The 9,002-nt window shown below is 72.2% G+C and carries 5 protein-coding genes; all 5 read left to right on the top strand.

Annotation, left to right across the window (positions count from 1 at the left end):
* On the top strand, positions 1-1,005 hold a 1,005-nt coding region (locus tag K6T84_RS23370), incomplete at its 5' end, for a hypothetical protein (protein WP_329786938.1).
* 358 nt (positions 1,006-1,363) lie between these two features.
* Positions 1,364-2,554, top strand: coding sequence for an outer membrane porin GjpA (gene gjpA, locus K6T84_RS23365; protein ID WP_224862354.1), 1,191 nt, complete (start codon positions 1,364-1,366; stop codon positions 2,552-2,554).
* 85 nt (positions 2,555-2,639) lie between these two features.
* Positions 2,640-5,435, top strand: a complete 2,796-nt coding sequence (locus K6T84_RS23360) for a PGRS repeat-containing protein (RefSeq protein ID WP_304621274.1) — start codon at positions 2,640-2,642, stop codon at positions 5,433-5,435.
* 344 nt (positions 5,436-5,779) lie between these two features.
* Positions 5,780-6,973 carry an outer membrane porin GjpA gene (gjpA, locus tag K6T84_RS23355; protein ID WP_408066177.1) on the top strand — a complete coding sequence of 398 codons (1,194 nt, stop codon included), beginning with the start codon at positions 5,780-5,782 and terminating at the stop codon, positions 6,971-6,973.
* Between the two features lie 100 nt (positions 6,974-7,073).
* The coding region (locus tag K6T84_RS23350; RefSeq protein WP_408066176.1) for a PGRS repeat-containing protein at positions 7,074-9,002 on the top strand (1,929 nt) is incomplete at its 3' end.

Here is a 9,002-nt window from a genome sequence, read left to right as displayed (position 1 = left end):
GTTGGGTGCGGCGGGGCCGGCGGCGCCGCCGGCCAAGCCGGCCACGGTGGCGCCGGTAATGGTGCTGCCGCCACCGACGGTCGCGGCGGCGGCGGCGGCGGTGGTGGCACGGGCGGTGCCGGTGGCACCGGCGCCGCCGGCACCAGCTCGGCTAACGCGGCCGGCGGCAACGGCCAAGACGGCGGCGCCGGCGGTCAGGGCGGCAACGCCGGCGCCGGCGGCACCTCGGGCACCGGCAACGGCGGCACCGGCGGTTTCGGCGGTCGCGGCGGCGCGGCCGGCAACGGTGGTGCCGGTGGTGCGGGCGGCGTCGACGCCAACGGCAACGGCCTGGCCGGCGGCAGCGGCGGCAATGGCGGCGCCGGTGGGCACAGCGGCACCGGCGCGGCCGGTGGTGCCAGCACCAGCGGCACCGACGGCACCACCGGCACCGACCTTGCCGGTGGCGCAGGTGGCGTCGGCGGTGCGGGCGGAGCCGGCGGGAACGGCGCCGACGGCGCCAGCGTGCCCAACAGCGCCGGTGCCGGTGGCGGTACCGGCGGCGTGGGTGGCACCGGCGGCAACGGCGGCGTCGGTGGCGGTTCCAACACCGGCACGGGCGGCGCCGGCGGCGCGTCCGGGACCGGTGGCCACGGCGGCAACGGCGGCGACGGCGGGACCGGCAGCGCCGGGTCCGGCGCCAACGGCAACGGCCTGGCCGGTGGCACGGGCGGTAGCGGCGGTAAGGGCGGCAGCGCCGGCACCGGCGGTAACGGCGGCTCGAGCACCAGTGGCGCCCAGGGGCATGGCGGCAACGGCGCCAACGGCGGCGGCGGCGGCAACGGTGGCAACGGTGGCAACGGCGGCAACGCCGCCGGCACCGGCACCCCCGGCGACGGCGGCGCGGGTGGCGCGCTCGGGGCCGGCGGAGCGCTCGGCGCGGGCGGCGCCGGCACCCCCAACGGCAACCCGGGCGCCGTGGGTGCCGACGGCGCCGTGGGCACCGGGGGCAACCCCGGCAGCTAGTCACACAGCGGCGACAGCTGAACGCGACCACGGTCGCCGAGTCCACCCGGGCTCGGCGACCGTGGTCGTTCAGCGGGTGGTCGGGTGGTTCATGAGGTGCTTCAGATCGGGAACATTTCCCCCTTTCCGTCTCAGTGTTCACTCATGGTTGACCACCGCGGAACCTTAGCGACATCAGTGCGACCTGGGAAGACACCATAAATTCAATTGACGCAGATGCTTGAATCTTAGCTACTTCACGGTTAGTGTTTCGTTTCACATCAGTGCATAAGTGTGATTCAAGTAGCAACACGGCGGCGCTCCGGTCCTTCCTAGGCCCCCTCCCAGCGTCGCCGAGGGCGGCACCTCACCTAAGGAGATGGCTGTGCAGCAAACCCTTCGCCCCTACGTCACCGCCGGCATCGCGATCGTCGGCTCCGGCCTGATCGCCGCCACCCCGGTTGCGACCCCGCTGGCGAGTGGCGCGACCGTCCGGGACGTCGCCCTCACCGCCGGCGACACCCTGCCCGACCTGATGGCCCCGTGGACGGCGGTGTTCAACGAGGCGTCGCAGAACGCCACCACACTCCTGCAGAACTATTACCTGGCCCCCAACGTGGGGTTCCAGCAGATGTTGGCCAACCAGACCCAGTTCTGGCAGGAGATCCTCGATGACCCGTCGAAGATCCCGGCCGTGATGCAGCAGATGCAGGCCAACCTCGACGCGGTGCTGACCGGCTACACGCTGCAGAACGCCTCCGGCGGCGTCTCGCTGAACGGCTTCGAGGGCGTCATCGGCACGGTGGCGTCCCACACCATCAGCGGGACGGATCTCACCACCCTCGCTTTCGGCCACGACCTGCTGTTCGGGCTGCTGCCGCAATTCCTGCCGGCCGACATCTCCTCGTTCGCAACGCCGATCGTCGACTTCCTGGCCTCACCGCTGAGCGGCATCATCATCGGGTCACTGGGCCCGTCCATCGCCCCGTGGGTCGCGATGATGAACAGCATCCAAGACGGTGACAGCTTTAACCAGGTCATGGCCAGCTGGATGAACGGATTCCTCAACGGGGCCACGCTCAACCTGGACAGCCTGCTTCCGTTGATCGCTCAGACCGGCCTGCTGCCGGCGGGCACCGAGATCACCCACCTGGACTTCGCGCTCGGCGGCCTGCTGACCCCAGGCACCGTGGCCGTCGGGCCCTACGGCGTGGATCTCCCCGACGGCAGCACCACCGACGTTTCGGCCGTGGGCGGCTCGATCTTCAACAGTCTCGGGATCACGCTCACGGCCAGCCTGCTGCCCGGGGTGCCCATCAGCATCGAGAGCCAAGCGGTCGGCCCGATCGCGGCCATGGAGGCGTGGGGCCAGACGGTCGGGGCGCTGCTGGGTTCCGGCTGGACCGGCAAGGGACCGGTCGACGTCGGCCCGCCGTGGCCGGGAATCGACTTCCCGACCGTGCCCGACGGCCTCTTCGACGACGGTGGGGCAGGCTCGGGCGCGGCATCGGACGCATTGGCCGGCCTGGACCTGGGTGACATCGCCAACGCACTGCTGGGCATCAGCTGATCCCGGCTCGTCCGCCATCCCGAAAATCCCCTGACAACCTTCAACACTGCTTTTCAGAACCGCTTCACAGGAGAGGTGTTCGCAAATGAGTCGTCGTAGCAGCAGCCAGCCTGGTAACACCGCAGCGCGGTACCGCAAGCGGGTGGTCGGCGCCACCGGCGCCGTGGGCGCGTTTCTGGCTTTCGGGATGGCCCCGTTAGCCACCGCACCTCCCGCGAGTGCCGACGTCGATTTCGACCTCGGCGACATCATCAGCGACCTGTTCGGCTCGTCGAACTTGACCGACACCGGTGACAACTGGGACCTGGGCGCACTGTTCAGCGCTGCGGAGCCGGGCGGCGCGGCAGGTGACGCATTCTCCTGGACCGGAATCATGGACCAGTGGTTCTACGAGCCCATGCACGCGGCCATGCAGGCCTGGATCACCAGCCCGTTCGGCGCCCAGATCGACGGGGCGATCAACACCTGGTCCGGTCTGTACCTGATCGGCAACGGCACCGCCGGGACCGAGGACTCGATCAACGGCGGTGACGGCGGGCTGTGGTTCGGTGACGGCGGTGCGGGCTGGTCCAGCGATGTGGCCGGTACGGCCGGCGGCAACGGCGGCGATGCACTCGGGATGTTCGGCAGCGGCGGTGACGGCGGGGCAGGCGGTGCGGGTGCGGCCGGTGGTGACGGCGGTGCCGGTGGCTGGCTGATGGGCAACGGTGGCGACGGCGGTGCCGGTGGCGCCGCGACCGCCGCGGGCGGTGCCGGTGGCGCCGGTGGCGACGGCGGCGCGGCCGCGGCCTGGTTCTTCGGCAACGGTGGCGCCGGCGGCGTCGGCGGCGCGGGAATGAACGGTGCCGCGGGCTCTGTCGCCAACGGCGGCAGCGGTGGCGGTCTGGCAGGCGGTGCCGGCGGCCAGGGCGGCGCCGGCGGCCGCAGCGGCTTCATGTTCGGCGACGGTGGCAAGGGTGGTGCCGGCGGCGCGGCGGGCAACGGTGGCGACGCTGTCACCGGCGCGATCAACGGCGGATCCGGCGGTGCGGGCGGACAGGGCGGTAGCGGCGGTGCCGGCGGTGCCCGCGGCTCGAACTACTACGCCGGCGCGTTCTACGGCAGCGCCGGACAGACCGGTGACGGCGCGGACGGCGGCAACGGCGGCGCCGGTGCCGACGGCGCCAAGGACGCCAACGGCGACTACATCGGCCAGGGCGGCAACGGCGGCACCGGCGGCGCCGCCGGTAACGGCGACACCGGCGGCAACGGCGGTGCAGGCGGCAATGGCGGCGACGGCAACGGCGTCAGCACCACCAGCCCCGGCTACCCCTACAACACCGGTGGCGCGGGCGGCTCGGGCGGCCAGGGCGGGACTTCGCTGGGCGCCAACACCGGCGGCACCGGTGGCGACGGCGGCACCGGCGGCCTGGGCACCGTGGGCTTCGGAGGCCAGGGTGGCGCCGGCGGTACGGGTGGCGGTAGCGACACCGGCACCGGCGGCAACGGCGGCAACGGCGGCGCCGCCGGAAACGGCGCTACCGGCGATGCCACGGTCGCAACCACCGGCGGACAGGGCGGATACGGCGGTTCGGGCGGTGGAAGCAACACCGGCACCGGCGGCGCCGGCGGCAACGGCGCGGCCGGCGGTGACGGCACCCTGCGCGGCGGCATGGGCGGCGGCGGCGGTATCGGCGGCACCAGCACCAGCGGCGACGGTGGTGCGGGCGGCAACGGTGCTGCGGGCGGCAAGGGCCTGGGCTACCAGGAGGGCGGTCACACCTGGAGCATCGGCGGTAGCGGAGGCGCCGGTGGTAGCGGCGGCTTCGCGCAAGGCGCCGGCAGCGGCGGCAGCGGTGGCACGGCGGGCGACGGGACGGACGGCTTGACCGGCGCGAACGTGGTCAGCATCGGCGGCGACGGCGGAACCGGCGGCCAAGGTGGCAGCAGTAGCGGCGGGCAGGCCGGGACCGGCAGCAACGGTGGTGCCGGTGGCAGCGGGACCGCATCCGGCGGTAACGGTGGCCGTGGTGGCGGCGGTGGCGACGGCTTCTCGGGCTTGGCCAGCGGCAGCCCCGCGGGCAACGGCGGCGACGGCGGCGCCGGTGGCGACAGCGGTGGCGTGGTCACTCCGGCCGGCGCGCCCGGGGCCCAGGGCTTGACTCCGTCGCCGTTCTCGACCGGCAGTCACGCCGGTGCCGGCGGCGCCGGCGGCACCGGCGGGCATTCCTACGCCGGGCTCGCCGGTGGCAACGGCGGCGCCGGTGGTGCAGGTGGCGATGCGAAGGGCTCGGTCGACGGCGGCGACGGCGGACTTGGCGGTGCCGGCGGCGGCGGCGGGACTGCGGGCATCGGCGGTAACGGTGGTGCCGGTGGAACCGCGGCGGCCGGTAACGGCGGAGACGGTGGTGCAGGTGGAACCGGTGGCACCGGCAGTGACGGCGCCACCGGGACCAGTGGCATCCCGCTGCTCCCGAGCAGCCCCAACGCCGCCGGTGGCAACGGCGGTAACGGCAACGCCGGTGGCGCAGGCGGTAACGGCGGAGCGGGCGGCGCTTCCACCAGCGGGACCGGCGGCAACGGCGGTAAGGGTGGTGGCGGTGGGGGCGGTGGTGCCGGTGGCGCCGGCGGGCCCGGCGGCACCAACCCCGACACCGGCAACGGCTACAACGGCGGCAATGGCGGCAACGGCGCCAACGGTGGTGCCGGTGGCAACGGCGGCGCCCACGGTACCGGCGGCGCCGGCAACGGCACCGGCGGGGCCGCGGGATCCGGTGGCAGTGCCGGTGGCGCCGGCGCGGCAGGTTCGGGCGGTGCCGCCTCCGGTGCCGGAACGCCGGGCAGCGACGGCACGGCCGGTTCGGGCGGCAACACCGGCGCGGACGGGACACCCGGCACGTAGCCGATCACAGGAAAGCGACCATGGTCGCCGGGCTCAGGCTCGGCGACCATGGTCGTTTGGCGGGTGGCCAGGTGGCACGGGGTGCGGCGGATTGGGAGCTTGTGCCCTGATCGGTCTCAGGATTCACTTAGCGTTTACCAGGCAAAATCGGACTGCCGCAGGTGTCTGCTTTGAAAAAGCCGCGAAATTTATTGACGCATACGCTTGATTCTTAGCTACTTCACGGATAGTGTCCCGTTTCACATCAGTAAATAAGTGTGATCTCAGCAACAACGCGGCAGCGTCAGGGTCCTCCCCCCGGGCCCCTCCCGGCGCCGGCCGAGGGCGGCACCTCACCTAAGGAGATGGCTGTGCAGAAAACCCTTCGCCCCTACGTGACCACGGGTATTGCGATCGTGGGCGCTGGCCTCATCGCCGCCACGCCGGTGGCGACACCGCTGGCAGGCAGCTCCACGATCCGAGATGTCGGGCTCACCAGCACCCTGGGCGATGCGCTGGCGCCGTGGATGGACCAGTACAACACCGCGGCGGAGAACTTCACGGTGCTGGCCAACAACTACTTCGTCGCTCCCGAGGTGGCGGCGCAGCAGTTCATTGCGAATACCCAGGCCTGGATCCAGACCGTCCTCAATGACCCGTCGCAGATCCCCGTTGTGGTCAACGAGATCCAGGAACAGATGCGTGCGGTTTCGAACGCCTACACCATGCTCAACATCCCCGCGGACGACCCCACCGCGGTGACGACAGTTCTGCACACCTTGAGCGGAGGTGCCGACCTCACCACCTTTAACATCGGCCACTCGCTGATGTTCACGATCCTGCCCCAACTGCTGCCGGCCTTCTTGCCGCCCGGCACCGATGCCGACGCGATCCTGCCGATCCTCAACTTCATCGCCTCACCGGCGAGCGGAATGATCATGGGGATGCTGGGGCCCGGACTGAGCCCCTGGATCGCGCTGATGAACAGCATCAACGACGGCGACGGCCTCAACGAGATCATGGCCAACATGACCGGCGCGTTCTTCAACGGCGCCACCCTCGACCTCGATTTCATCCTGCCGATGCTTGACGGTGTGGTGCCTCCGGGCACCATCTCGCATCTGGATTTCGCGTTCGGCGGGCTGTTCAGCACCGGCGCGGTGGCCAACGCCGCGTACACGACGTATGACGCCGCAGGAAACGTGGTTTCTGAGGTGCCGGCCGTCGGCGGTTCGATCTTCAACAGTGTCGGCTTCGCCATCGACGCGTCGGGCTTTCTCGGGGCGCCGCTCACGCTCACCGTTGACAGCCACGGGGTCGGTCCGCTCGGTGCTCTGCAGGGTTGGGAGCAGGCCATGGCCGGTCTGATGGGCGGGCAGGCCTGGAACTGGGACGGCAAGAGCGCCGGCGCCCCGCCAGGGGTGGAGCCGCCGCTGGCCGGCTTCTCCATCCCCACCATCCCCACCGACTTCTTCGACGGCGGCAGCGACACCGGCGGGGCGGATGCGGGCGGCCTTGATTGGTCGGCCATTGCGGACGCCTTCGGCATCAGTATCTAAGCCCGCACAGCCAAGGTGTCGCATCACCGGAACGTCGCATGACCCGTACTGAGAAATCACAACCGCTCTACCGGACTGTTCACACGAGAGGTGTTCGAAAATGAATCGTCGTCACACCAGCAGCCAGAGTGGCGCTCAGGCCGGGACCGGCCCGCGGCGCTTGAACAGGGTGGCCGGCGCTGGCAGCGCGGTCGCCGCGTTCCTGGCGTTCGGCATGGCCCCGTTGGCGACTGCGCCCTCGGCGCACGCCGACGGCGAAGAACTGCTCAACTTCGACTGGATCTCCGACATGTTCCAGCCGAACCCCGCTCCGGCGGATTTCAGCTTGGACGCATTCTCGGCGGCCGACACCACGTCGGATCTGATCAACAGCTTCTTCTACGTCCCGATCCACTCGCTGCTCGAGATGTGGATCAACAACCCGTTCGGTGAGATGGTCAACGGCGCTATCAACGACTTCTCCGGGTTGTACCTGATCGGTGACGGCGCGGCCGGAACGGCGCTCAACCCCGACGGCGGCGACGGCGGCCTGTGGTTCGGTGACGGCGGCGCCGGCTGGGACAGTGATGCGGCCGGTGTTGCCGGCGGCAACGGCGGCAGCGCCCTCGGCTGGATCGGCAACGGCGGTGCCGGTGGCGACGGTGGCGCCGGTGCGGCCGGTGGCGACGGCGGTGCCGGTGGCTGGTTCATGGGGCTCGGCGGTGACGGCGGTGCCGGCGGCAACGCCATCACGGCGGGCTTCGCCGGTGGTGCGGGCGGCGACGGCGGTGCCTCGGTGGCCTTTTTCTTCGGCAACGGCGGCAACGGCGGTGCCGGCGGCGACGGCGGTAACGGCGCGGCAGGTACGTTCGCCAACGGCGGCAGCGGCAACGGCAACACGGGCGGTGCCGCCGGCGCTGGCGGTGACGGCGGCCGCAGCGGATACACCTTCGGCGCCGGCGGCAACGGTGGAGCGGCCGGCACGGCCGGTAACGGCGGCGCGGCCGCCGCCGGTGTCGTCGACGGGAACGCCACCCACCTCAACGGCGGTATCGGCGGCCTCGGTGGTAGCGGCGCCGCCGGCGGTGTCGGCGGTGAGAAGTTCAACGGTTCCCTCGGCGGGCCCGGCCAGCTCGGAGCCGCCTCGGACGGCGGTAACGGTGGCGCCGGTGGTGACGCGGCCAAGGACGGCAGCGGTGCCTTCCTCGGCAACGGCGGTAGGGGCGGTGCCGGCGGTCAAGGCGGTGGCCCGAACTACGGGGCGGTGGCCGGCGCCGGAGCGGACGGCGGTGCCGGCGCGGCCGGCGGTGCCGGCATCAACGGCGGCGCTGGCGGTAGTGGCGGTACTGGCGGTATGAGCTTCGGGACCGATGCCGCGGGTAACGGCGGTGCCGGCGGTGCCGGTGGTGCCGCCACTGGTTCTGCAACCAGTGCGGGCGTCGGCGGTGCCGGCGGTCAGGGCGGCGGCGGTGGCAGCGCCAATGGCACCGGGGCAGCCGGAATCGGCGGTAACGGCGGCGCCGGTGGTGCCGGCGCCACCACCGACAACACCGTGAAGACCACCGGTGGAGCGGGCGGCTACGGCGGCGGCGGCGGGTTTGGCAGCAGGGGCCCCGGCGGTATCGGCGGTAACGGTGGTGCCGGCGGTACCGGCACCTTCGCCGGCGGCGCCGGCGGCCGCGGCGGTGGCGGTCAGTACGCAGGCGGCGACGGCGGTAAGGGTGGCGCCGGGGGTAGCGCCACCGGCTGGAACAACGGGACCGGTGTCTACAGCATCGGCGGCAACGGCGGCGCGGGTGGCTATGCCGGCGGTGGATCTGGCTTCACCGGTGCTGTCGGCGGTAACGGCGGTGCCGGCGGTGCCGGTGGTGCCGGCGCAAGCACTGGTGTCAGCGTCGGCGGTAACGGCGGTGCCGGCGGTATTGGTGGTGAGGGCGGAGCCGGGCTCACCGGCGGCGGCACCAATGGTGGTAACGGCGGTGCCGGCGGTGCCGGTGGTGCCGGCACGGTCATTGGCGGTAACGGTGGTGCCGGCGGCGCCGCCGGCAAC

Origin of the sequence: Mycobacterium zoologicum, from assembly GCF_020181635.2 — a bacterium.
GTDB lineage: Bacteria > Actinomycetota > Actinomycetes > Mycobacteriales > Mycobacteriaceae > Mycobacterium > Mycobacterium zoologicum.
This window is presented reverse-complemented; position numbering and strand designations above follow the sequence as displayed.

Bases quoted from the DNA above. Each gene is read 5' to 3' on its own strand.
- gjpA (WP_224862354.1), top strand. From the start codon at position 1,364: ATGGCTGTGCAGCAAACCCTTCGCCCCTACGTCACCGCCGGCATCGCG.
- gjpA (WP_408066177.1), top strand. From the start codon at position 5,780: ATGGCTGTGCAGAAAACCCTTCGCCCCTACGTGACCACGGGTATTGCG.
- K6T84_RS23360 (WP_304621274.1), top strand. From the start codon at position 2,640: ATGAGTCGTCGTAGCAGCAGCCAGCCTGGTAACACCGCAGCGCGGTAC.